The following is a 24601-nucleotide window of genomic DNA, read 5'->3' as shown; positions in this document are numbered from 1 at the left end:
CCCGATTGCTGGAGGTCGAAGACCATGGGCAGTTCACTGGACCGTCGCACCCTCATCCAAGCCAGCCTGGGGCTGACGGGAGGCCTCGCGCTCCTCCGGGGCACGCCCGCCCTCGCCGCGCGCCCGCCGTCCGTCTCCGCTTCCGCTTCGCCCCAGGAGGAACCGCGCCCCTGGTACGATTTGGGAATGATGGCCGACCCCATCATGGACAGCCAGTTGCTCCACTTCCTGGCCGCGACCTACAGCGCCCAGGCGGACATTGGCGAGGTGCTGGACACCGCGCGCCGCATCGTCCCGGGAGATGACTGGAGCTGGCCCAATGAGTGGGTCCGCACCGCCGACCGCATCCGCGCCATGGGCGACGCGAGCCTCTTCCGGCGCCATGCCATCAGCGCCGGCAATGCCTACCTGCGCGCCGCCAACTACTACCGCGCCGCGCTTATCCATCACCCCGAACCGGGCGACCCAAGCGTGCTCGCCACCGGGCGCAAGGCGGTGGACGCGTACAACAAGGCCCTCACGCTGCTCAAGATTCCCGGGGTCGCGGTGCGCATCCCCTACGAAGGCACGACGCTGCCCGGCTACTTCTTCCGCGCTCCGAATTCGCGGAGCGTCGCGCCCCTGCTCATCTTCCAGCAGGGCCGCGACGCCTGGCCGGAGGAGTCCAAGTATGTCATTGATGCGGCGCTGGAGCGGGGCTACCACTGCCTCATCGTGCATGCGCCCGGACAGGGCATGGCCATCCGCGAGCAGGGGCTGCCCTTCCGGCCCGACTGGGAGCAGGTCATCCGGCCGGTGGTGGACTTCGCCTTGTGCATCGCGGGCGTGGACTCACGGCGGATCGCCTTGCTGGGGTGGAGCATGGGCGGTGCGCTGGTGCCACGTGCGGCGGCCTTCGAGCGGCGCATCAAGCTGCTCATCCCCAATCCCGGCGTGCTGAACTGGGGGGCGTCCTCCTTCGAGCAGTTCAACATGTACTTCCCGGAGCTGATGCCGCTCTTGGACAGCGACCCCCAGGCCTTCGATGCGGGCATGGCCCAGCTCATGGCGCAGGTGTTCCTGTTCCGCTGGTACATGAAGGACTCGATGAACAAGCACGGCGCCAGTTCGCCGTCGGACCTGCTCTTCAAGCTGCGGGAGTTCAACAACGAGCCCGTCGTCCACCGCATCCGCTGCCGCACGCTGGTGATGGACGGCACCGCCGAGGCCTTCTCCCAGGGACAGGCGCGGCTGCTCTTCGACGCCTTGAATTGCCCGAAGGACTACCTGCTCTTCACCCAGGAGGACACCGGCCTGCTGCACTGCCAGGAAGCGGCGCAGGCCGTGGCCAACCACCGGATGTTCGACTGGCTGGACGAATACATCTGAGGACCTGGCGGGCTCAGTCCACCCAGCGGCTGGACCCACCGACCATCACGAAGTCCGCCTCCTCGTGCGTGGAGAACGCCCGGTCGTGGCGCTTCAGGTAGTGCTTCAGCCGCCGGTGCAGCTCCTCCCCCATGAACATGTCCATGACCCCAGTCAGGTAGCCGTCCGGGGTCCGCATCCACGTCTGGAGGAGTCCACAGACCAGCGCGTACTCCTGGCCCTGCCGGGACTCATGTTCCAGCCAGCGCTTCATCTCCGCCGCGTCCTGCTGCTGGCGCTGGGTCGTCCGCGCGTTGCGCTTCCGGTCCGAGCGGCGCCGGGCCTTTTCACCGCGCTCGACTGCTGGAGGGCTCGAAGGCCGTCGTGCCATGGCGACGCGCAGGCTACCCGACGCCCGGCGCTTCGACGATGACCCGGAACAGGGCCTCCACCTCCTCTGGATCCAATCCCAACTCCGTGGCCCAGGCCCGGCGCGTGGCGAGCAGCGCCTCCGTCCCGGCCGGCTCCCCGGGCGCATGGGCGCGGCTCTGGCGCCGGGCCAGCTCGTTGCGTCGGGCCAGCAGTTCCACCAGCTCGCGGTCGAGCTGATCGATGTGCTCGCGCGTCTCCCGGGGCTCCGGCGGCCCGGACGCAAGCCCCGGCAGCGCCAGGCCCTCCGTCTGCCGCGCGCTGGCCACGGCGGGCAGGGCCGCCAGGTCGCGGTGGATGGCCTGGAGCGCTTCGAGCAGGCGCTCCCGCGCTTGCGTCGCGAAGCGGTTCTCCTGCTGGATGGCGGTGAAGAGGTGGCCCGCGTCCGAGCGGACCGTCTCGATGGTGCGCGAGAGCGCCTTGAAGCTGGCTGGCGCGAAGGGCACGTCCACCGCCGCCCCCGAATCCACCATCCCCTTCGCCACGAAGAACGTGAGTGCGTGGGTTTCCGCCATCACCCGGTCGTGTCCCTCCGGCGTCTGTTCGATGACCTCACAGCCCAACGCCTCGTAGAAGCGCCGCGCGCGCGGGGCCGCGTCCGGATGCAGCGGGTTGGGGCAGAGGACGACCCGCATGGGCCGCTCCGCCATCGCCAGGCTCAAGGGGCCGAAGAGCGGATGCGTGCCCACCCAGGGCACCTGCGCCCCCAGTACCTCCTTCATCGCCTCCACCGGCTTCACCTTCACGCTGCCCACGTCCAACACCAGGTGCTCCGGCCGAAGGTGGGGCTTGAGCGCCAGCAGCACCTCCCGCATCTGGGGAACCGGCACCGCCACCACCACCAGCTCCGCCCCCTCCAGCAGCTCCGGCACCGACCCGGCCCGGATCGCCTCCGGCAGCGCGGCGCCCGGGTCCATCGCCCGGTAGCCCAGGTCCGCCGCCTCCAGCAGCGCTCCCAGCGCACGTCCAAACCGTCCGTATCCCACGAGGGCGATTTTCGGCATTTTGTAAGTTTACGCCATTGGCGGCACGGGGCGGTATGGCCTGGAGGGTAGGGAGGCGGAGAAAGCAGGACCGCCGGGCCCCTGTTCGAAAGGGACCCGGCGGCGGGGACTGCGTTCAGCGAAGGGGGAGGCGGACTACCGGCCGCCGCGCGCCTGGGACTCGGTGATGCAGGCCTCGGTCTTCTCCGGGACGACGAAGAAGGGCTCCGAGCGGGCCAGGCCCTGGGTGTTGCCCAGCCAGCCGTCGCCGATGCTGCCCGCGCCGTCGAACACCAGGGCGGTCCAGTCGTTCTGCGACGCGGCGAAGACGTCCGTCTTGTCTCCGTCGCCGTTGAGGTCCTGGGCGACGTACGCGTTCAGGATGACGCCGTTGTTGTTGAAGTCGAGGTTGGCGCTCGCGTTGCCGCTGACGAAGATGTTGTTGATGCGCACGCCGTAGTGGGCCAGGTCCGCCTCGGTGGTGGGGCTCAGGGGCGCGAAGGCGTAGACCTCGTTGACGGACGACTCGTACACGGTGCTGATGCGCAGGCGCGAGTAGTCGAGCACGCCGTTCACGCCGTCCACGCGCAGGCCGCCCAACTGGTAGTTGTAGCTCATCAAGCTCAGGTAGTTGGGCTTGTAGTTCGCGTTCTCGTTGCCGCCATGCATCAGGCCGATGTTGTGCCCCAGCTCGTGCATGAGGGTGCCGGCCTGCTGCTGCTCCGTGCCGCCCGGGGTGCCCCAGTTGCCCAGCGTCATGATGAAGTCGTGCGCGGGGATGCCGCGCGAGATGCCGCTGGAGCCGCCCCCGTCGTAGTGGTCCGCCACCAGCAGGTAGTGGAAGAACGGCGCGCGGCGCGCGTTGAAGTACTTCGCCTTGATGACGTCGAAGTCCGTCCAGACGGGGTTCAGGTCCAGGTCCACGTCGGCCGCGGCGATCTGCTGATCCGCCACCAGGTGCAGCGCGATGCCCGTGGAGCCATCCGGGTTCGTCACCGGCGCGGCGGCGAAGGCGGCCGTCACGCGATCCAACGCGACCTGCGTGGGCTTGAGGCCGGGGTAGTAGTCCATCTCCACGAAGAGGTCCTTCTTCCTCGGGTCCGCGCCGAAGTAGCGCAGGTCCACGCCGCCGTAGCCGAACAGCTCCGCGTTGTCGCTGATGCGGTCCCCGTCCGTGTCGGAGTTGTAGGGATTGGTCTTGTACTTGAGCTCCGCCGCGTCACAGACGCCGTCCCCGTCGGAGTCGACGGCGTTCGTCGCGCACAGGTAGACGGGCTGGACGAGGGAGACGTCGTAGGACTGTCCGTCCTGCGTCACCTGCTCGTATTTGGGCCGGTGGTAGACGTTCACGGAGCGGTAGCCCGTGCGGCTGATGAGGAGCCGGGTGGCCTCTTGTCCGGAGGCCACGGTGATGATCTGCACGTTGGCCTCGCCATGGCGGTTGCCATAGGCGTCGAAGACATAGAAGCCTTCCGTGTCCGTCTTCTGGAAGGCGGGATTGCTGCCACAGCCCGCGCCGGAGCAGAGGCCGGACGCGACCGTCACCGTCACGTCCTGGACGGGACTGCCCGTCGCCGCGTCGTAGATGTAGCCGTAGACACAACCGTTCAGACCGATGAGGGCCATGGAGGCCGTCAGCAGGTTCTTGTGAAACATGGACATGGGGGTCCCCCTCGAAGAAGTCAGGGGCTGGGCGCTTCTTGCCAGCCGGGACATCTACGAAGGCTGATTTAAATATTCCTCACCCACCCGACGGTTTTTTCCCGGCGGGGGGCCCGCGTCCCACGGTGTCTCAGCGGTTGAAGGGATACTCCTGCACCCAATGGACGCCCCGGCTCACCATCCGGAACTTCGACGCGTCCACCTTCTTGAGCCGGGCCTGGATGGATGCGTCACGAAAGACGCCTTCGACCACCAGGTGCTCCGCATCCGGCCGGGACCACGTGAGCGTGAAGGCCTCCGGATCCTTTTCACCGGGGTAGCTGGTGGCGGAGAGCTTGAGACGCTGTTCCGGAAGGTCCTCCAGGCGGAAGCGCTTGCCGGTGTCGTCCATGAAACGCAGGGCCAGCCGCTCGCGGCTGTCCAGCAGCACGTACCGCCACACCGTGGCGTCCCCCGCCAGCAGGGGCCGCGCCTGTCCGTCGCGGGTGAAGGACTCGACCTCATAGACGCCGTACAGCGGATGCCGGGGCGCATCCGGCCCATGGCCCTCCAGCCTGGACGTCGCCTTGCTCAGGTCCGAATAGAGGATCCACCCGGCGAAGACGACCTTCGCCGCCCGGCTCCCGCGCTCCGTCCACCGGTGCGGGAAGGGCGTGCGGAAGACCACCGGCTGCGTGGGCCGGTTGAGCACCAGCACGTTGGCCAGCCGCCGCAACTCCGGGAGCAGCAGGAACACGGCCATCAGCAGCAGATGCGAGGAGTAGACCTTCACCGGGACGTCGTAGGCCAGGTTGAGGGCCACCACGTTGGTCATCACCGCCGCCACCACCAGTGCGCCGAGCGCGGTGGTGCGCCGGAAGAGGAGCAGCAGCCCGCCGACGACCTCCAGGCCTCCCGTGAAGAGGTTGTAGCCCCGGGAGTAGCCCATGAAGGTCCAGAGCAGCCCCATGGGCGAGGACTCGCCGAACGGCTGCAGCAGCTTCTCCGGTCCCGGCGCGGAGAACTGCATCCAGAAGACCTTCATCAGGCCGTAGGACACCATCGTGAACGCCAGCGAGTACCGCAGGTAGATGCGCAAGAGCGCGTGGGCCACCGGGTGGTGCGTGCGGTGCCGGGCGAGCACCGACCACACGGCGGTCACCCCGGCGGCGAGGACGAGGAAGCACAGCAGTTGGACGTAGTTGTACGTCGTGTCGCCGCTGCCATTGGTGAACACGGTGATGTCCGCGTCCAGGTGGAGCACGTGTCTGCCCACCCAGGGGACGATGGTCTGCCACGCCTGGAGGTACGCGGCGCTCAAGCCGGAGGTGCCCGGGAGTATCCTCACCGGGAACGGGAAGACGTGGAGGAAGAGGTAGACGCCGACGAAGCGGAACGCGATGCGCTGGCCGAGGCTCCACGCGTCGGTGTCGGAGGGTGGACCGGGCTCCGTCACGTGCAACCCGGCGGGGAGCGCGGACGCTGCGGGGGAGGGCTCGGGGGGCGCAGGAGGCATGGGGCGGGGCCTTTCCGTTGCGTGGACTCTAGCCCCGAGGGCGACCGGCCTTCTGCCCCCACCCCCACACGGAGCTATCCCCGGGGGCCGGCAGTGCGTATCACGGGGGTTCGTGCGAACGCCCACCGACCGCTACCTGCCGCCCCATGCCGCTTCCCCTTCCGCGTCGTCCGCGCGTGGACGGGTGGTGGTCATCGCGCCCACTCGCGCCGCGTGCGAGACCATCGAGCTGGCCCTGGGCCTGCGGCTGAAGACCTACCTGGAAGAACACCACGGGGAGCGGCTGCGCGAGCTGGCCCGGAGCGGGGAGGGGTTCGGCATCGTGGCGGGGACGGGGACGGGCAAGACGCTCGCCATCCGCACCCTCGCGGAGGAGATCCTGGGCCGGAAGTCGCTGACGGTGGCGGTGGTCAACCGCGAACGCGAGGCCACGGCGGAGACGTCCCTGTGTGACGTCCTCATCGTCACCACCGGCATCGCGCGCCGGTGGTTCCAGGACAACGCCATCCGGCGGGACGACACGCTCATCGTCGATGAAATCCACCAGACGTCCGCGGAGCTGGAGCTGTGTCTGGCCCTGGGCAAGCGCGTGGGCTGCCGCTTCGTGTGGCTGTCCGCCACCGTGGACCCGGCCTTCTACGCGTCCTACCTGGGCAGCGCGGACGTGCTGCGCGTGACGACGTTCGACCCCGCGAAGGCGGCCCGGGTCATCGTGGAGCACCGGCAGTCGCGCGCGTTCCTCGACGACGCGTTCTTCCGGGACGTGCGCAAGGGCTCACGCGGGGTGGGCGTCTTCCTGGCCACGCGCGCGGCGGTGGAGGAGACCGCGGCCAGCGTGCGCGACCGCTTCCCGGACGTGCACGCCGCGCACTACCACGGCGGGGAACCGCTGCGCGCCATCCGCCCCTTCCTGGAGGGCACCACGCCCCGGCCCTTCCTGCTCGCGATGACGGCCGCGGGCCAGAGCGCGCTCAATGTGCCAGGGCTGGACACGGTGGTCATCGAGGACGTGCGCTTCACCACGCGGGTGGAGGGCGGGCGCAACGTGCTGGTGCGCGTGCACCTGGGGAACAACGAACTGCTGCAGATGGCGGGACGCGTGCACGGACGGGTGGAGGGTGGCCGCGTCTTCATCCTCAGCGACCGGCCCGTCCACTTCGCGTCGCTGCGGCCCACCGAGCCGGAGTTCCAACTGGCGGGCGAGCCGGAGCGGGTGGCGCTCACCGCCGCCGCGCTGGGCGTGTGGGCGGATGAGTTGGACCTGCCGGTGCCGTTGGACAAGGTGGCCTACCGCCGCGCGCTGACGCGGTTGCAGGCGCGGCACATCGTGGACGCGCAGGGGCGGCTGACGGACTACGGTCGCGCGGTGGAGGCGTTGCCGGTGGACCGTCCGTGGGCGGAGCTCATCGTCAACGCGGACGAGGCGCTGATTCCCTTCCTCGCGGTGTGCAGCAGCATTGATTCGCTGCACCGCATGACGCGCGAGGAGCGCAACCTGGAGGGGGTGCTCGTTGTCGGAAGCGACCATCTGACCGCCTACAACCTGTACGCGGAGGCCTTCCGCGCGGCGGGCAGGATGGGAGAGGCGCACGGGCTGCCGCGCCATGTCTTCGACCCGGAGCGGCTCTTGGCCTGGGCGGACTCGCGCGGCGTGCTGGTGAAGGCGGTGGAGGACGCGGCACTCGCGCTGTCGAGCGTGTACCGCAGCGTGGGCCTGGCGCTGCCCGGACAGATGCCCTTCGCGAACGAGCGCATCCACCAGCGCTTCTGCGACCTGCTCGCGCGCTACATGCCCTTCGACCTGGTCATCGACGAGCGCACCGCCTGGGGCGACGCCGCGCGGGTGTCCAAGTCGAGCGTGTGCGGCGACCAGGGCGCGGTGGCGGGCGTGCTGCGCTACTTCGCCGACCGCAACGGCAACTCGCAGGCCGGCATCGACGGCACCCAGCTTCCCCTGTCGCTCTTGCGCAAGTACGCCCAGCGCCACGCGGCGACGCCCGTGTATGACCCGCGCGCCCGCGCGCTCGTGTTCGAACAGCAGCTGGACTACTTCGGCTTCGAGCTGTCGCACGAGGAGCAGGTGCTGCGCGCCTGGAGCCCGGAGCTGTCGGTGGCGGCCCGTCACGCGCTCGCGGAGGCCCTGGCCCGGGGGGAGGCCTCACACCCGGCGGTGGACAGCCACCGCGTCGCCATCGCGCAGGCCCGCGAGCTGTGGCGCCGCTCGGGGGGACGGACGCCGAGGCTGGGGCTGCCGGAGCTCACCGCGCACTACGAAGCCCAGTTGGACGGCGTGGATTCCATGGAGGACTTCCGCGACCGCATGCTGTTCTTCAACCTGGATCGGTTCGCCTCCCCCCAGACGCGGGAGGCGCTGCTGGCGCTGCCGGACACGGCCCCCGTGCGCGAACAGGATGTCCCGCTGGAGTACGACGTGGAGACGGACGCGGAAGGGGCGGCGCGAGGCGCGGTGTGGCTGCACCTGCCGGAGAAGCTGGCGCGCACGCTGGTCGCGGAGGAGCTGCCCGTGCTCGACCGTCCTGTCCGCTTCTGCGTGGCGCGAGGGCGGCGCGGGATGGTCCGCGCGGAGTCCCTGTTGGAGTTGCAGGAGATGCTCGACAGGCCGTGGATGCCGGACGAGCTGTCCGAGGCGGGCCGGGTGCGGCCCACGCCCGGACGGCGGGTCTGGCCGGAGGAGTCCGGGCCCGCGCACGGCAAGCGCAAGGGGCCCGGCCGGCGCAGGCGCCGGTATTGAGTCCTGGCGTCGCGGACGGGCCTGGAGACACGACCGCCGGGCCCACCCGTGAAGGAGGACCCGGCGGCGGAATGCGACGATTCAGCGGAGATGAAGGGGACTAGCGGGCGTCGCGCGCTTCCACGGTGAGGCAGGGCTCCATCTTCTCCGGGGCGACGAGGAACAGGTCCTGGCGGCCCAGGTCCTGGGTGAGGCCCGACGTGGCGAAGCCAATCTGCCCGCCGCCGTCATACGCGAGCGCCGTCCAGTCGTTCTGCGACGCGGGATACACGTCGGCGAAGCCGTTGCGGTTGAAGTCCCGGGCATAGGCCGTGGCCTGGATGCTCCCATTGGCGTTGAAGTCGGTGTTGGTGCTCGCGTTGCCAACCACCTGGACGTCGTTGAAGCGAAGCCCGCTGATCTTCGCGAGGTCCGCTTCGGTCGTCGGGGCGACGGGCGCGAACCCGGAGACCTCGTTGACGTTCTGCTCATTGAATGAGGCCACCTGCACGCGCGAGTAGTCGAGCACGTTGTTCAGGCCGCCAATGCCGAAGCCATAGAACTGGTACTCGTAGTTCATGATGCTCAGGTAGTTGGGCTTGTAGTTGGCGTCGTCGGTGCCGCCGTGGCGCAGGCCGATGTTGTGCCCCAGCTCGTGCATCACGGTGCCGGCCAGTTGCAGCTCCGTGATGCCGGCCGCGAAGCCCAACGTCACCACGAAGTCATGCGCGGGGATGCCGCGCGAGATGCCGCTGGAGTTGCCGCCAGCGTACCGGTGCGCGAACAGCATGTAGTGGAAGTAGGGCGCGCGGTTCGCGGCGAAGTACTTGCCCTTGATGACGTCGAAGTCCGTCCAGACGGGGTTCAGGTCCAGGTCCACGTCCGCCGCGGCGATCTGCTGGTCCACCACCACGTGCAGCGTGATGCCCGTGGAGCCATCCGGGTTCGACACCGGCGCGTTGGCGAAGGCCGTGATGACGCGGTTGAGCATCGCCTGGGTCGGCTGCTGCCCCGGGAAGTAGTCCGCCTCGATGAAGATGTCCTTCCTGCGCGCGTTCGCGCCGAGGGCCGTCAGGTCCAGGCCGCCGCCGAAGCCGAACGACTCCGCGTAGTCGTTGAGCCGGTCCCCGTCCGTGTCGGGGTTGTTGGGGTTGGTGCCCAGCAGCGTCTCCACGAGGTTGCAGACGCCGTCGCCATCCGAGTCCAGCGCGCCCGCGCAGGCGGGGATCGGCAGCGGAATGGCCAACGCCATGCCCTGCTGGGTGATGGCCTGCTCCGCCTCCGGGAGGTCGGCGCCGCCACAACCATTCAACCCGAGGAGCGCGACCGAAGCGGTCAGCAGCGTCTGATGAAGCTTGGACATGGAAATCCTTTTGTTCGCAAAGGATTGGCTTCGCGCCAATCGCCCCCTTCCTTGCGATCCACGGTCTTTTTTGGCTCTTCTTTTTTACCTGTCTGACTTGATTTGAAGGGAGCAGGCATTGATTGCCGTGGACGCGAAAACCGCCGGGTCCCCCCTGACGCAGGGCCCGGCGGTGGCGTGCGACTTCCAGGCAGGTGAGGTGGTGACTACCGGGCGAGGAACTGCTCCGAGGTGAGGCAGGACTCCACCTTCTCCGGGACGACGAGGAACGCTTGTTCGTGGTCCAACGTCCGGGAGGTGCCCAGCGCGGCGTCGCCAATCTGCCCGGCGCCGTCGTACCTCAGGGCCAGCCAGTCGTGCTGGGACGCGGGGAACACGTTGGTGGCGGTCCCGCTGCGGTTGAAGTCCCGGGCGTAGGCGGCGGTCTGGATGCTCCCATTGGCGTTGAAGTCGAGGTTGGCGCTCGCGGTGCCACTGACCTGGACGCTGTTGAAGCGAAGCCCGCCGATGAGGGCAAGGTCCGCTTCGGTGGTGGGGGCGACGGGGGCGAAGGCGGAGACTTCATTGACGGCCGCTTCGCTGAAGGAGGCGACGCGCACGCGCGAATAGTCGAACACGTTGTTCACGCCGCCAATGCGGAAGCCATACACCTGGTACTCGTAGTTCATGATGCTCAGGTAGTTGGGCTTGTAGTTGCCGTCGTCGTTGCCGCCGTGGCGCAGGCCGATGTTGTGTCCCAGCTCGTGCATGATGGTGCCGGCCTGCTGCAACTCGGTGCCTCCCGGCGTGGACCAGCCGCCCAGCGTCACCACGAAGTCGTGCGCGGGGATGCCGCGCGAGATACCGCTGGAGGTGCCCCCGCTGTAGGTGTTCGCGAACACCATGTAGTGGAAGAACGGCGCGCGGTTCGCGGCGAAGTACTTCGTCTTGATGCGGTCGAAGTCCGTCCACACGGGGTTCAGGTCCGCGTCCGCGTCCGCCGTGGCGATCTGCTGATCCAACGCCAGGTGCAGCGTGATGCCCGTGGAGCCGTCCGGGTTCGTCACCGGGGCGTTGGCGAAGGCGGCAATCACCCGGTCCAGCGCGCCTTGAGTGGGCTTGCGGTTCGCGTAGTAGTCCGCCTCGATGAAGAGGTCCTTCCTGCGCGGGTTCGCGCCCAGCGCGGGCAGGTTCACGCCGCCGGAGCCGAACAGCTCCGCGTAATCGCTGAGCCGGTCGCCGTCCGTGTCGGAGCTGTTGGGGTTGGTGCCGTAGTCGGCCTCCGCCGCGTCGCAGATGCCGTCGCCGTCGGTGTCCACGGCCCCCGGCGCGCACACGACGGCGAGCTGGAGCGCTGATGCCCGGGCCTCCGTCACGTCCGGGGCGGTGCCGTCCGTCGCCGCGTCCAGCGGGTCGCCGCCGCACCCGCTCACACCGAGGAGCGTCATGGAAGCCGTCAACAAGGTCTTGTGGAACCTGGGCATACCCATCCTTTGGGATTCAAGGGTTGAGGTCGCCAAGGAAAACAGGTTTTCCTTATTGGTGACAGGATTGACAAGGTCGGGTTGGGCGGTTACTGATGAATCATCATGAGGCCCGTCTTCTCACATGCCCTGCCGACCCTGAGCGCCTTCGCGCCGGCGGCGGACGTGCGCCTCGCCCCCCGTCACGAGGTTCTGCTCGATATTTGAGCAGGCGGACCGGTGTATTCCGGTGCGCGGGGTGGCTGGTTCCCGTGTGTCGTGAGTCCCGTCTCCGCCCGATGACTCCTGCGGTGCCTTCGTGTGTCCTCACGCGTTCCTGAGCGGGCCTGACGTGCCCCTCCGGAGTGTCGCGCGTGCGTGCGCCTGAAGGCCCGCGTCGCCCCATTCCTCTCATCCGACCAGTGCTTCCAGAACCCAACCCGCGGGCCTCGCTGCCCGACGGGATCAGGAGACTTTCATGTCCCGCACCACTCGCATCGAGCGTTACCGCAACATCGGCATCATGGCCCACATCGACGCGGGCAAGACGACGCTCACCGAGCGCGTCCTCTTCTTCACCGGTCGCATCCATTCCATGGGTGAGGTGCATTCCGGCTCCACGGAGATGGATTGGATGCCGGAGGAGAAGAAGCGCGGCATCACCATCACCTCCGCGGCCACCACCGCGTTCTGGGAACCCCGCCATGGGCGCGCCGCGGGCGCGCTCCACCGCATCAACATCATCGACACGCCGGGCCACGTGGACTTCACCATCGAGGTGGAGCGGTCGCTGCGCGTGCTCGACGGCGCGGTGGCGGTGTTCGACGCGAGCCAGGGCGTGGAGCCCCAGTCGGAGGCGGTGTGGCGTCAGGCGGACCGCTACGGCGTGCCGCGCATCGCGTTCATCAACAAGATGGACAAGGTGGGCGCGGACTTCGCCATGAGCGTGAAGTCCCTGGAGGAGAAGCTGGGGGCGAACCCGGTGGCCGTGCAGTGGCCCCTGGGCGACGGCGCGGAGTTCCACGGCCTCGTGGACCTGGTGCGCATGCGGGCCGTCCGCTTCGACGGTGAGGAAGGCCGGTTCGACGACGACGCTCCCGTGACGGGGGCGCTGCTGGAAGAGGTGCTGCCCTTGCGCCTGCGCCTCATCGAGGCGTGCGCGGACGTGGACGCCACGGTGCTGGAGAAGTTCGTGGAAGGGCGGTTGGAGGACATCACCGCGGAGGACCTGGAGCGCGCGCTGCGCTCGGGCACCCTCGCGCGAACCCTGGTGCCGGTGCTGTGCGGGTCGGCCTTCAAGAAGAAGGGAGTGCAGATGCTGCTGGACGCTGTCGTCAACTACCTGCCCGCGCCGTCGGACCTCGCTTCCGTGGAGGGCTGTGTGCCGGGCACCGAAGAGAAGGTGTCCCGTCCCGTGTCGGACGCGGGTCCCCCCACCGCGCTGGCGTTCAAGCTGATGAGCGACAAGTCCGTGGGCGGCATCGTGTTCCTGCGCGTGTACTCCGGCACGTTGAGAGCCGGCACCGTCCTGCTCAATCCCGCCACCGGTCGCAAGGAGCGGGTGGGCCGCCTGATGTTCATGCACGCCAACCGCCGCGAGGAGGTGGCGGAGGTGCATGCGGGCGACCTCTGCGCGGTGCTCGGCCTCAAGGGCGTGCGCACGGGCGACACGCTGTGCGACCCGGACGCGCCGGTGATGCTGGAGGCGTTGGGGGGGATGGAGCCGGTGGTGCAGCTCGCCGTGGAGGCGCGCTCACCCGGGGAGTTGCCGAAGCTGGAGGAGGGATTGCGGAGGCTGGCGGCGGAGGATCCGTCGCTGCGCGTGGGTGTGGATCCGGAGAGCGGCCAGGTGCTGCTGTCCGGCATGGGTGAGCTTCACCTGGAGGTCATCGTGGAACGGTTGAAGACGGAGTTCGGCGTGGAGGCGCGCGTGGGACAGCCCAAGGTGGCCTACCGCGACACGCTCCGGAGCGCGGTGCGCCAGACGTACCGCCATGTCCGCCAGACGGGCGGGCCCGGACAGTTCGCGTGCGTGGTGCTGGACGTGGGGCCGGCGCCGCGAGGCGCGGGGCTCATCTTCGTGGACGACACGAAGGGCGGCATCATCGCGAGGGAGCTGATTCCCGCGATCGAGAAGGGCGTGGCGGGTGCCATGGCGCGAGGCCTGCGCGACGGCGTGCCGCTGGTGGACGTGGAGGTGCGGCTGGTGGATGGGGACATGCACATGAAGGACTCCACCCCGCAGGCGTTCGCCATCGCGGGCTCGATGGCGCTCCAGGAGGCGGCGAGGCGCGCGGGGCTCCTGGGTCTGGAGCCGGTGATGGAGGTGGAGGTCACCACGCCGGAGGCGTTCCTGGGCGACGTGCTGGGCGACCTGTCGTCGCGGCGGGGCAGGGTGCTGGGCATGGAGGCGAAGGGCCCTGCGCGGAGCGTGTCCGCGCGCGTGCCCATGGCGAGCCTCTTCGGTTACGTGACGGCGCTGCGCGGCCGCACGCAGGGACGCGCCCAGGCCAGCATGCGCCTGGGGGCGTACGAGCCGGTGCCCGAAGCGCTCCAGGCGTCCGTGTCCGAAGCGCGGGCGTGAGGTGAATCCGGCGGCCCCGGGATCCGATGTCAGGGTCCCGGGGCCGTGGTGCGGCAGTCCCTTGCGCTCCATGGACCCGGCGCTGTCACCTGGACGTGCTTCTTGGGGCTCTGCTGCCGGAGCGCTTCGGTGAACCCGTTCACCCCAGGCTCAGCCCTGCTGTAGAGCGAGCGATGAGGACAGCTTGCGGTGGGCGTCGGCCTGTTCAAGGAGGAGCCTGGCCTTGGCTTCGAAGGTCTGCACGGCGTCCGCACCGGCGGCGAAGCGTGCTGGCGGCTCGTCGATTCCGGCGAGCTGAACGATGGCGTCGGCGAGCCTGGCGGGGTCGCCACCCTGCTTGCCATCCATGCTGCTCCAGGCCGCGACGGTCTCCCGGGTGCGTTCCGCGTAATCGTCGATGGAGGGCCTGGCGTAGGTGGTGGATCCTGCGGTGAGCAACTCGGTGCGGAAGAAGCCGGGTTCGACGAGCATCGTGCGGATGCCGAAGGGGGCGATCTCAGGTGTGAGTGATTCGACCCATCCTTCGAGGCCGAACTTCGCGGCGGCGTACGCCGTGCAGAACATTCCGCCGGCGATACCGGCGGTCGAGGAGATGGTGACCAGCAGGCCGGAGCGTTGCTTGCGCATCGTCGGCAGCACGGCCCGGGTGACATTCATCGGGCCGAACAGCAGCGTCTCGATTTGATTGCGGACCTGCTCGGAGCTGAGCTCCTCGAAGAAGCCGGCGTAGAAGTTGCCCGCGTTGTTGACCAGTACGTCAATGCGACCGAACTTTCCGAGGGTGGCCTCGACCGCGGCCTGGGCATCCTCGGGACGGGTGACGTCGAGCTTGAGGGCCAGCAGGTCGTCGTGGTCGCCGATCGCCGCCTTGACCTTCCCGGGGTCTCGTCCGGTGGCTACGACGGCGTGGCCGGCAGCAAGCGCTGCCTTGGCGATGTCGATGCCCAGTCCCCGGCCCGCGCCGGTGATGAGCCAGACTTTCTTGTCAGTCATGGGGTGTTCCTCTTTTCGTCGTCAACGACGCGCATCTGCATCTCATTCATGCGGCCACCGTGCACTTCGAGCTTCGACAGTGCCGTGTGGATCTCGCGAAGGTCCGCTGGCGTCAGTTGCACACGGACCGCGGCCAGGTTCTCCTCCAGATGGTTCAGTCTGCGCGTGCCTGGAATCGGGACGATCCACGGCTTCTGCGCGAGGAGCCATGCCAGGGAGAGCTGGGCGGGCGTGGCGTGCTTCTGGATCGCGAAGTCCTTGAGGAAATCAACGAACGGGGCGTTGGCCGCCAGGTTCTCGGGACTGAAGCGGTCAAACCCGGACCGAAGGTCTGTCTTGGGGTCGAACCGTGTCTGGGCATTCAGGGTCCCGGGCAGATAACCCATTCCGAGCGGGCCCCACGGAACGAAGCCGATCCCCAGTTCCTCGCACGTGGCGAGCACACCGTTGCGTTCGGGGTCTCGCTCCATGAGCGAGTATTCGGTCTGGACTGCGGCCACCGGCTGAACGGCATGCGCTCGGCGGATCGTTTGCGCACTCGCCTCGGAGAGGCCGAAGTGCAGGACCTTTCCCTCGGCGATCAGTTGCTGGATCGCACCCGCCACGTCCTCGATGGGCACGCTCGGATCGACCCGGTGCTGGTAGTAGAGATCGATGCGGTCGGTCCTGAGGCGCTTGAGCGAACCTTCGACCACCTTCTTGATGTGCTCCGGACGGCTGTTCAGCCCAGGGGGACCTTCAAGATTGAAGCCGAACTTGGTGGCGATCACGACCTTGTCGCGAATGGGCGCGAGTGCCTCTCCGACAAGGTCTTCGCTCGTGTAGGGGCCGTAGACCTCGGCCGTATCGAAGAACGTGACGCCCTGCTCATGGGCGGAACGAATGACCTGGATGCCCTGGCTCCTGTCGGCGGGCGGGCCGTAGTTGGCACTGATGCTCATGCATCCATGCCCCAGCTCCGAGACCTCAAGGCTGCCGAGCTTTCGCGTCCTCATCTGGCTCCCCCCTCCGCGCCGCTCGCGGGTGTTCTCCGTGGGCTGACGGGATGATGTGGCGCATGCCCATGAGCCGACCGCCAGCCCTGCCCCGATCATGGCACTGCTCGCCAGGAGGTCACGGCGACCGAGGGCTCGACGCTCTTGGAGGTGCGTTTCGGCTGTCTGCAGGTTCTTCTTCATCGAGGGTCCCTTTCGTTCTCTTGTGGAGAGATAGGCCCCGCCTCCCCAATGGACTAGACGCGACGGTGTGCACGGGCTGTTAAGCCGTACTCGACAATCCGCCTCGGACCTTGCAGTAGCTTTGGGTGCCTTCGAGAGGGCGACCGGGCAAGCGCCCTGAAGGGTCGGGCAGGCGCGTTCGGATGGAAGGCGGCTCAGACGAGGTCATCGAAGGTGGGGCACTGATGAACACGGTTCCATTCCCACAGCTCCAGGCGTTTCTGTCCGTGGCGCGCCATCGGAGCTTCAGCAGCGCGGCGAACGAGCTGAGCGTCTCCAGGTCCGCCGTGAGCCAGGCGGTGAAGCAACTTGAGGAGCAACTGCGCGTGGTGTTGTTCACGCGCACGACGCGCAGCGTGGCGCTGACCGATGCGGGAAGGCGCCTCGTGGAGGAGGCGGGCCCGGGGCTCCGTCAACTGGAGGCGGCCCTGACCACCGCGTCCGCCCAGCCGGGCGAGGCGGTGGGCCGGTTGCGCCTGTCGACCCCCCAGATGGCGGTGCCCTTCGTCATCACGCCCGTGCTTCCCGCCTTCCGCGAGCGACACCCGCGAGTGGAGGTGGAGGTCGTCGTCGAGGACCGCTTCGTGGACATCGTGGCGGAGGGCTACGACGCGGGCGTGCGGCTGACCGAGGCCATCGAGCGCGACATGGTGCAGGTGCGTCTCACCGATGCCTTCCGATTCGTGGTGGTGGGCGCCCCCAGCTACCTCGAACGCCACGGCACGCCCCAGAAGCCCGAGGACCTCCTGCGCCACGAATGCATCGCCTACCGCTCGCAGACGAGCGGGACGATCTACGCCTGGGAGTTGGAGCGCGGCCGCAGGAACTGGCGCGTGCCGGTGCGCGGGGGCGTCGTCACCAACGACGGCCACGTGATGCTGGCCCTGGCGGAGGCCGGCGCCGGGCTCACGTACGCATTCGAACCGCAGGTCCAGGAGCACCTGCGCACCGGACGGCTGAAGGTGGTGCTCGAGGCCTACGCGCCCACCGTTCCCGGATTCTTCCTCTACTTCCCCAGCCGCGCGCGGCGCTCCGGGCCACTGCGCCTCTTCGTCGAGGCGGCACGCGAGCTCTCCATCAAGGCCGTGTGAAGTCCCGGTGACGGGGTCGCGAACCCCGCCGATCTCATCACCGGACACTACGAGGTGGCTGCGGAAATCATCCAGGCGAAGGACTGGTCACAGAACTGCGGCTGACGGTTGCAGTCGCGACACAGCCCGTTCACGCAGGTGGTGGTGCCGGGGCAGGAGTTGTCCGGGTGGGCACAGGCCAGGGCCTGCTCCGTCTCACCCAACTGCGTCTCGGGCATCTCCTCGGCGGGCCCTCCGCAGCCGGCCAGCGACACCACGGCCATCAGCCCTACGACTCCCGTCCGGAATCCACGCATTGAAGTGCTCCCTGCTGGGTGGGTACGGCAGGCAGGAGCGTAGCAAATCCCGGGGCGCCCCCTTCCAACGGGGGCTGGGGCTCAGGCGAGCCGCGCGCCCATCTGCGTGCGCAGCGCGTCGCCCGTCGGGTCCTGCGACTTGAGCGCGAAGAAGGCGCGCATGGCGTCGGAGGTGATGTAGCGCAGGTGCGGGGCCTGGGCGGTGGCGGCCTCGATGATGATGCGCGCGATGTCGTCCGGCTTCTGCCCTCCGTCCGCGAACACCTTCGCCGACCGCTCCAGGTACGTGCCCAGCATGGCGCGGTACGCATCCGGCCCGTGGCCCTGCGTCCCGTTGCCGGACGCGAGCACGTTGTTGACGAACTCGGTGTTCACCGGCCCCGGCTCCACCAGCGACACGTGCACGCCCAGTTTCGCCGCCACCGGCGCGAGCGCTTCCATGAAGCCCTCCACCGCGAACTTCGCCGCGCAGTATGCGTCGTTGAAGGGCTGGCCGATGAGGCCTCCAATGCTGCTCACGGAGATGATGCGGCCGGAGCCCTGCTCGCGCATGGCGGGGAACACCGCCTGTGTCACGCGCCACACCCCGAAGAAGTTGACCTCCATCGTGCGGCGCAGGGCCTCCTCGGTGGTCTGCTCCATCGTGGCCAGGTAGCCGGCGCCCGCGTTGTTCACCAGCACGTCGATGCGGCCGTGGGCCTGGAGCACGTCCTTCACGCACGCCTGGACGGAGGCGTCGCTGGACACATCCAGGGTGCGCACGTGCAGGCGTACGCCCTCGGATGCGGCGCGGGCCTTGAGGGCCTCCGCGCGGGTGGAGTCGCGCAGCGTGGCCACGACCTCGAAGCCCTGCTTCGCCAGGAGGACGGCCGTGCTCAGGCCGATGCCGGTGGACGTGCCCGTGACGAGTGCGATGGGTGCCATGGTAGGTTGCTCCAAACGTGGCGCGCCGTTACTGGCGCGTGCGAGAGCCCTGACGTAGCACCGGGACCCGCGCGCGCGACCGACCTTGGGCGCCAGGGGATTGACCCGCGATGCCACCGAGCCCCCGAACCCTGGTGCAGCTGCCTCGCTCCCTCTGCGTCTCCCTGCGGGAGGCGGGCGTGGATGTGGATGCGCTCGCCCGGCGGATGGGCGTGGCGTCCGCGGCGGAGCGCTTCACGCTGGAGCAGTCGGATGCGCTGCTGGATCAGGCGCTCCTGGCCGTGAAGGATCCGTCCTTCGTGCTCACCGCGACCGCGCGGCTGCGCCCGGAGCTCTTCGGCGTGGTGGGGCTCGCGGCCATGGCAGCGCCGGACCTGGGCTCCTCACTGTCCCGCCTGGAGCGCTACAAGCGGCTCTTCTCGTCGGACACCCTGGAACTGGTGCGGGGCCGTGACGGGGTGCGCGTGCGACTGCACCTGGGGCGGCCGGAGAGCGCGTCGGCGCCGTTCCGCGCGGAGCTGGAGTTCACCTTCCTGGTGGCCTTCAGTCGCCGGATGACGGGCACGCAGGTGGTGCCCCTTCGCGTGGACCGGCGCGGGCCTCCGGTGGCGCACCGGGGACGCAGCGAGGCGTTCCTGGGCATCGCGGTGAACTACCGGCAGCCGGAGGATGTGCTGGTGCTCTCCGCGCTGGACATGGCGCGCCCGCTGGTGAGCAGCAGCCCGGACGTGGCCGCGCTGCTGGGGCCTCGTGTGGAGGAGCTGCTGAAGGAGTGCGGCACCGACGATGTCGTGGGACAGGTGCGCGCGGTGCTGCGCCGCATGCTCACTGGCGAAGAGCCCTCCCTGGATGCGGTGGCCCGGGCGCTGGGGAGCAGTTCGCGCGGTCTTCAGCGGCGGCTGTCGGAGGCGCGCACGTCCTTCGTCACGTTGCTGCGGGAGGTGCGTTGCGAGGTGGCCTGTGAGCGGCTGGCGGGCACGGACATCGACATCTCGGAGCTGTCGTTCCTGCTGGGCTTCTCCGAACCGAGCGCCTTCCACCGGGCCTTTCGCCGCTGGCGCGGCATGACGCCGGCAGAGTTCCGCCGGGCCTCGCGGGCACCCATCCAGGACCGGGGCACGGGCACCGCCTGAGTGGCGGCGGGCGTGGGCGTCCGGGCGGGAGGCATTGCCTGCTTCCGCCTTGCGTGGAAGGCGGACGCAGGTCGTGTCAGGTGATGGGGTCAGACGGGTCCGCGTGAGGACCGACGGACCCGAGAGCTCCGTCAGTCCGCTCGGGGAGGCGCAGCCCTGGGTGACCTGCGTGTTGACGAGGGTGCTGACCTTCACCGCGGTGGCGCCCTTGAACTTCCCGTCAACCACCGTGCCGTTCCAGAGGGTCGCGGTGTTGGCCTCCCCGGGCCGCAAGGTGATGTCATTGAACTGCACCTTGGAGCTGGTGTTGTCACTCCAGTCGAGGGTCTCCAGCAGGCTGCTGCCCAGGTTGGCGTGCCATCGCAGGAGGCGTTCGGAAGCGCCACGTTTCCCGTGCCACTGCCCCCAGTCAGGGTGGGGGGAGAACCGAGGAGGTTGAGGCACGTCGAATAGGTGGTGTGGTTCTGGCTCGTGATGGAATAGGGGCGGCCTGGGCCACGAGCGCCACCAGCAAGGAGAAGACGGCAAGGCCGGCCAGCGAGGCGGCGCGACGGGCGCCCGTGTCCTCCATCGTTCGCGAAGGAGGCCGGAAGGGCCCTCCAGGGCTTGCACCGGAGGGCAGAGGTGATTGAGTCCGCCGCGTGATGGCTTCCAATGCACAGGCCGCGGTCCACGCGGTCTGGAGAATCGAGTCCGCCCGGCTCATCGCCGGCCTCGCGCGCATGGTGCGCGACGTGGGGCAGGCGGAGGAACTGGCGCAGGATGCGCTCGTGGCGGCGCTGGAGAAGTGGCCGGTGTCGGGCGTGCCGGACAACCCCGGCGCCTGGCTCATGGCCACCGCGAAGCGACGCGCCATCGACGAGATGCGCCGGCACAAGCTGCTGGCGCGCAAGCACGAGGAACTGGGGCACGGGCTGGAGGAGGCCGAAGTGCCCGACCTGGACTCGGCGCTCGACGACGACGTGGGGGACGACCTGCTGCGCCTCGTCTTCACCTCCTGCCATCCGGTGCTGTCCCCGGAGGCGCGCGTGGCGCTCACGCTGCGGCTGCTGGGCGGCCTCACGACGGAGGAGATCGCCCGCGCGTTCCTCGTCCCGGAGCCGACGGTCGCCCAGCGCATCGTGCGCGCCAAGCGGACCCTGGCGGAGAAGCACGTCCCCTTCGAGGTGCCTCGGGGCGAGGAACTGGCGGCGCGGCTGGCCTCCGTGCTGGAGGTCATCTACCTGGTCTTCAACGAGGGCTATTCGGCGACCGCCGGGGATGACTGGATGCGCCCGGAGCTGTGCGCGGACGCGCTCCGCCTGGGCCGCATCCTCGCGGAGCTGGTGCCGAAGGAAGCGGAGGTGCACGGGCTGGTGGCGCTGATGGAGATCCAAGCGTCGCGGGCGCGCGCTCGGGTGGGGCCGTCAGGGGAGCCCGTGCTGCTCCTGGAGCAGAACCGCGCGCTGTGGGATCAGCTCCTCATCCGCCGGGGCCTCACGGCGTTGGAGCGCGCGCAGAAGCTGGACGGCGCGCAGGGCCCCTACGCGGTGCAGGCCGCCATCGCCGCCTGTCATGCGCGGGCGCGCACGGCGGACGCGACGGACTGGCCTCGCATCGCGGAACTCTATGCCGTGCTCGCGCGCCTCGTGCCGTCTCCCGTGGTGGAGCTGAACCGCGCGGTCGCGCTCGGGATGGCGTTCGGTCCCGCCGCGGGACTCGAACTCGTGGATCAGCTCACGGCGGAGCCCGCGCTCAAGCACTACCACCTGCTGCCGAGCGTGCGCGGCGACCTGCTCCAGAAGCTGGGGCGCCTGAAGGAGGCCCGGGCGGAGTTCGAGCGCGCGGCGTCGCTCACGCGCAATGTCCGCGAACAGGCGCTGTTGCTGGCGCGCGCCGAGGCCTGCTCCCGGCCGCTTCCTTCGTAAGGGACTCCGAGCCGCTCGACGCCTGTCGGCCCCACGCCCTTCGCGCGGGGCCGGTCGTGGCTCACCGGCGGCGGTGGCACATGATGGAGAGCGACTCGCCGGAGCCCTTCATCCGGTAGCTGATGGAGTGGCCCTCATGGTTGGAGGCGGACTCGACCTCGGGTTGCGCCTCCAGCCAGGCCACCGAGCCGTCGGGGTCGTCACAGGCGCTCTTGCGCTCCTTGGTGAGCCGGGCGGAGATCTCCATCAAGGCCTTGGTTCCCGCCACCCGGGCCTGGTCCTTCTTCGTCTCAAGCTCCGGGGTGCTGATGGCCACCTGCTCCGCGCTGGTGAGCCGGGTGCTGCCGTCGGCGAACTTCAGCTCGGCGGCCAGCCGCACGGTGCTCACGCCCGTCGTGTCGAGCGTCGCCTCCATCGTCACCCCGCGCGCGTCCGAGGGCACCGGGTACGTGGCGAAGCGGCGGATCACCTGTCCCTGGGCATCCACCTGCACCAGGGTAACGGAGGCGGCGTTGGGGAAGAGCGTGGAGAGCAGCACCTCCATCTCCGGCCTGGCCTGCTCGCCCACGAGGTAGGTGTATTTGCTCCGGTTGACCAGCAGCTCGAGTTCGCCCGAACGCCCCACGGGCAGCGGCTGCTCACACGTCAGCGCCATCTTCACGGGGAGGGACTTCTTGAGAGCGGGGTCCTCCTCACAGGACAGCGTCGCGGCCACCGAGGCCGTGAGCTCCTTGCGTCCCTGGGCGCACGCCTTCGTGACGTCCTGGAGCGACCAGAGCGGCAGGTCCACCCTGGTGTCATCGAAGGGGCGTCGCGAGCCATGCTCAACCTGGAGTGTGAGGGGCCGGCCGGGGCCGGCCTTGCTCACCTCGAGCTTCCCCTTGCCCAGGGGACAGGCCGACTTCAGGACGAACCGGGGATGGACCCACTGCCCCGTGAACCCGCCCCCGTCCATCACCCGCAACTGGCCCTGCGTCACCCAGGCCGCCGTGTCCTCCTGCTGGAGTTCGAGCGACGGCGCTTCCGGGAAGGTGGGCTCTCCGTTCATGACCTGCGCCAGACGTATGTGATAGCGCTGCATCTGCATCACGGTCAGTCGCCGGACCTGCTCGTCGGGAAGGGGAACGACAGGAAACTCCACCCGGGGCGCCCGGTCCGCACGCTTGAGCGTGAAGGTCTGCTCCGGCTCCTTGCCCTGGGGCGCCACGGTGAAGATGAGCGGCTCATCCCAGGTGGGCGTGAGCGCGGCCTGGAGCTCCTCCTGGCCCAGCTTCGTGAGAGGGCTCAGGCTGAAGAAACGCATTGGGCCTCCGATGCTCTCAAGGCGCATCTGGGGCTTCACCCCCTCGCGGGACGCCGGACTTCCCGGCACCACCTTCGTGACGACCACCGCTTCGCCATTGGAGCTGACGGAGAGCCCGACGGGCTCCACGGTGACGGTGAACGGCGCGGCGGCGAGCAGCCACGTCGTGGTGAACAGGGAGGTGGCGGCGCTCAACAGGAGGGAGGCGGCGGGCATCCCGCCAGCATACCCGCGCTACTGCGAATGGCAGTCGAAGAGGATGAGGATGGAGCCCTTCACCTTGTAGCTGAAGTGGTGGCCGCCCTTGTCCCCGGAGGCGGACTCGATTTCGGGCTGCTTCTGAAGCCACGCCACCGTGGCGGGGACGTTGGCGCAGGGGGACTTCCACTCCTTGTCGAACCGGGAGGTGAAGGCATGCAGCCGCTCTCCGCCCGCTTCATCCTCCTTCTGCCGCGCCGCCACGAACTCCGGGGTGATGATGGGCACTTCCTGCGCGGGCGTCCGCCGGGTGCTGCCGTCGGAGAACCTCAGCTCGGCGGCCAGCCGCACGGTGCGCGGGGCTGTCGTGTCGAGCGTCACCTCCGTCTTCACCTCCTCCGTGCCCGCGGGCACCGTCAGCGTGACGACGCGGCGCAGGTCCCGTCCTTGCGCGTCCACCTCCACCACCGTGACGGATTCGACCTGGGGGACCTCCGTGTCGAGCCGCATCACCTCCACCGTCACCACCGCCTTCGCGCCCACCAGGAACTCCTCCTCGCCCCGGACGGCCACCAGGTCGAGCTCATCCGAGACGCCTTCCTCGGGCGTCTGGTTGCACGTCAGGGCGAGCTTCACGGGGAGGGACTTCTGGAGGACGGGCTCGTCCTGGCAGGACAGCCGGGCACGGAGCGTCGCCGTGAGGGACGCGCGTCCCTGGGCGCAGGCCTTCGTGACGTCCCGGAGCGACCACAGCGGCAGGTCGAAGTCGAACTGCTTCCAGGAGTTCGTCTCCCCGGGCTCGGGCTTGAGCGTCCGGGGAAGGCCGGGGCCGGGGCCGCTCAGCTCGACCTGAACGATGCGGCCGGGACAATTCGAATCCAGTTGGAGCGAGGGATGCACCCACAGCCCGGTGCGTGCGCCTCCCGTCATGCCCTGGAACTGGCCCTTCTTCACCCAGGCTCGGCTCTCGTGGTGGAGCGTGAGGGAGGGCTCGTCCTCGGGGTCGCGGCTGCGAAGCGGGAGTCGCGCCCCGTACATCGCCTGCTGTGTCAGCGTCAGGCGCTCCAGTTGCTTCAGGGGCAGGGGGCCCGGGGGAAACTCCTGCGCGGGCCGTGGGTCGTCGCGCTGCACCGTGATGTAGTGGCCCTGCTGGGGCGTCTCCCCCATTTCGAGGATGAGCGGTTCATCCCAGGTGGGCATGAGCGCGTCGTGCAGGTCCACCCGGCCCAGCTTCGCGAGGGAGCCCTGGGCGAACGTGCGGATGGGACTCACGATGCGCTGGATGCGCATCCCCGGCTCCAGGCCTGCCTGGGCCGCCCCGCGACCGGGGACCACGCGGGTGATGGACACCCCCGCGCTGTCGGAGCGGACGGAGAACCCGACGGGCTCCACGGCGACGGTGAACGGCGCGGCGGTGAGCAGCCACGTCGTGGTGAACAGGGACGTCGCGGCACTCAAGAGGAGGCAGACGGCGGGCATCCTCCCAGCATACCCGCCGTCCCT

18 protein-coding genes are annotated in these 24601 nt (G+C 69.1%); 6 read left to right on the top strand and 12 right to left on the bottom strand.

Annotation, left to right across the window (positions count from 1 at the left end):
* Positions 1–24 precede the first annotated feature (24 nt).
* Positions 25–1368: an alpha/beta hydrolase family protein gene (locus OV208_RS18095; RefSeq protein WP_267575083.1), complete on the top strand. Its 1344-nt coding sequence runs from the start codon at positions 25–27 to the stop codon at positions 1366–1368.
* Between the two features lie 13 nt (positions 1369–1381).
* On the opposite strand, the gene OV208_RS18090 is transcribed toward OV208_RS18095, so the two are convergent.
* From OV208_RS18090 to OV208_RS18075, 4 genes are all read right to left on the bottom strand, one after another.
* Positions 1382–1738, bottom strand: coding sequence for a hypothetical protein (locus OV208_RS18090; protein WP_267575082.1), 357 nt, complete (start codon positions 1736–1738; stop codon positions 1382–1384).
* Positions 1739–1751: 13 nt separating this feature from the next.
* On the bottom strand, positions 1752–2780 hold the full coding sequence (locus tag OV208_RS18085) for a prephenate dehydrogenase/arogenate dehydrogenase family protein (RefSeq protein ID WP_267575081.1): 1029 nt from the start codon (positions 2778–2780) through the stop codon (positions 1752–1754).
* Positions 2781–2915: 135 nt separating this feature from the next.
* Entirely contained in the window at positions 2916–4421 is a 1506-nt protein-coding gene (locus tag OV208_RS18080) for a hypothetical protein (RefSeq protein ID WP_267575080.1), read from the bottom strand.
* A 130-nt stretch (positions 4422–4551) separates the two neighbouring features.
* Entirely contained in the window at positions 4552–5916 is a 1365-nt protein-coding gene (locus OV208_RS18075) for a hypothetical protein (protein WP_267575079.1), read from the bottom strand.
* A gap of 112 nt (positions 5917–6028) precedes the next feature.
* Between OV208_RS18075 and OV208_RS18070 the strand changes: the two genes are divergently transcribed.
* On the top strand, positions 6029–8668 hold the full coding sequence (locus OV208_RS18070; protein ID WP_267575078.1) for a DEAD/DEAH box helicase: 2640 nt from the start codon (positions 6029–6031) through the stop codon (positions 8666–8668).
* Between the two features lie 100 nt (positions 8669–8768).
* Here OV208_RS18070 and OV208_RS18065 read toward each other — a convergent pair whose 3' ends face one another.
* Complete coding sequence (locus OV208_RS18065; protein ID WP_267575077.1) at positions 8769–10010, bottom strand: hypothetical protein; 1242 nt, start codon at positions 10008–10010, stop codon at positions 8769–8771.
* Positions 10011–10216: 206 nt separating this feature from the next.
* Positions 10217–11437, bottom strand: a complete 1221-nt coding sequence (locus tag OV208_RS18060) for a hypothetical protein (RefSeq protein WP_267575076.1) — start codon at positions 11435–11437, stop codon at positions 10217–10219.
* Positions 11438–11930: 493 nt separating this feature from the next.
* On the opposite strand from OV208_RS18060, the gene fusA reads away from it, so the two are divergent.
* The gene (gene fusA / locus OV208_RS18055) at positions 11931–14036 is read left to right on the top strand and encodes an elongation factor G (RefSeq protein ID WP_267575075.1); all 2106 of its coding nucleotides are present in this window, start codon (positions 11931–11933) and stop codon (positions 14034–14036) included.
* A 150-nt stretch (positions 14037–14186) separates the two neighbouring features.
* Here fusA and OV208_RS18050 read toward each other — a convergent pair whose 3' ends face one another.
* Both OV208_RS18050 and OV208_RS18045 read right to left on the bottom strand, forming a co-directional pair.
* Positions 14187–15029 (bottom strand): SDR family oxidoreductase, encoded by an 843-nt coding sequence (locus tag OV208_RS18050; protein ID WP_267575074.1) that lies wholly within the window; start codon positions 15027–15029, stop codon positions 14187–14189.
* Positions 15026–16024: an aldo/keto reductase gene (locus tag OV208_RS18045; protein ID WP_267575281.1), complete on the bottom strand. Its 999-nt coding sequence runs from the start codon at positions 16022–16024 to the stop codon at positions 15026–15028. The genes OV208_RS18050 and OV208_RS18045 overlap by 4 nt, the downstream gene beginning before the upstream one ends.
* Positions 16025–16431: 407 nt before the next feature.
* Between OV208_RS18045 and OV208_RS18040 the strand changes: the two genes are divergently transcribed.
* Positions 16432–17337, top strand: coding sequence for a LysR family transcriptional regulator (locus tag OV208_RS18040; protein ID WP_267575073.1), 906 nt, complete (start codon positions 16432–16434; stop codon positions 17335–17337).
* Positions 17338–17384: 47 nt separating this feature from the next.
* On the opposite strand, the gene OV208_RS18035 is transcribed toward OV208_RS18040, so the two are convergent.
* Both OV208_RS18035 and OV208_RS18030 read right to left on the bottom strand, forming a co-directional pair.
* Positions 17385–17633 carry a hypothetical protein gene (locus tag OV208_RS18035; RefSeq protein ID WP_267575072.1) on the bottom strand — a complete coding sequence of 83 codons (249 nt, stop codon included), beginning with the start codon at positions 17631–17633 and terminating at the stop codon, positions 17385–17387.
* Between the two features lie 81 nt (positions 17634–17714).
* On the bottom strand, positions 17715–18557 hold the full coding sequence (locus tag OV208_RS18030; RefSeq protein WP_267575071.1) for an SDR family oxidoreductase: 843 nt from the start codon (positions 18555–18557) through the stop codon (positions 17715–17717).
* 110 nt (positions 18558–18667) lie between these two features.
* Between OV208_RS18030 and OV208_RS18025 the strand changes: the two genes are divergently transcribed.
* Both OV208_RS18025 and OV208_RS18020 read left to right on the top strand, forming a co-directional pair.
* Positions 18668–19690 carry an AraC family transcriptional regulator gene (locus tag OV208_RS18025; RefSeq protein ID WP_267575070.1) on the top strand — a complete coding sequence of 341 codons (1023 nt, stop codon included), beginning with the start codon at positions 18668–18670 and terminating at the stop codon, positions 19688–19690.
* 644 nt (positions 19691–20334) lie between these two features.
* Positions 20335–21597, top strand: coding sequence for an RNA polymerase sigma factor (locus OV208_RS18020; protein WP_267575069.1), 1263 nt, complete (start codon positions 20335–20337; stop codon positions 21595–21597).
* A gap of 61 nt (positions 21598–21658) precedes the next feature.
* On the opposite strand, the gene OV208_RS18015 is transcribed toward OV208_RS18020, so the two are convergent.
* A complete protein-coding gene (locus OV208_RS18015; RefSeq protein ID WP_267575068.1) occupies positions 21659–23116 on the bottom strand; it encodes a hypothetical protein in 1458 nt (485 codons plus the stop codon).
* A gap of 18 nt (positions 23117–23134) precedes the next feature.
* Entirely contained in the window at positions 23135–24577 is a 1443-nt protein-coding gene (locus OV208_RS18010; protein WP_267575067.1) for a hypothetical protein, read from the bottom strand.
* Positions 24578–24601: the final 24 nt, after the last annotated feature.

Source organism: Corallococcus sp. bb12-1 (genome assembly GCF_026626765.1).
Lineage (GTDB): Bacteria > Myxococcota > Myxococcia > Myxococcales > Myxococcaceae > Corallococcus > Corallococcus terminator.
This window is presented reverse-complemented; position numbering and strand designations above follow the sequence as displayed.